The following is a 302-nucleotide window of genomic DNA, read 5'->3' as shown; positions in this document are numbered from 1 at the left end:
TCAGGTTTTCCTATTTTCTTACTGTCAGGTAACACAGGGATAAACAAGCCCGGCATTAACTGTTCTCTTAATGCTGCCTTCCCTATAGGTAAATGTCCTGTTTTATCTTTCCAGCTATGCTCTTTTACCTTATCTATATTCGATATATTTACAAGCCTTGACTCTCCCGATAAACTGAACAGCTTATTTGTATTAGCTACAAAATCAGGTGTGTTCAATGCTGACCCTTTAAATCGTATTCCCAATGGCTTCTCAAAGCTTGATAGCGTATTTCTTCTTATAGGAGTTCCGTATGACCTTAA

The 302-nt window shown here is 37.7% G+C and carries 1 protein-coding gene; it reads right to left on the bottom strand.

The window, feature by feature from the left end; all coding sequences use genetic code 11:
- The coding region (locus tag EII29_RS12500) for a hypothetical protein (protein ID WP_158612573.1) at positions 1–302 on the bottom strand (302 nt) is incomplete at both ends.

Origin of the sequence: Leptotrichia sp. OH3620_COT-345 (assembly GCF_003932895.1) — a bacterium.
GTDB lineage: Bacteria > Fusobacteriota > Fusobacteriia > Fusobacteriales > Leptotrichiaceae > Pseudoleptotrichia.
This window is presented reverse-complemented; position numbering and strand designations above follow the sequence as displayed.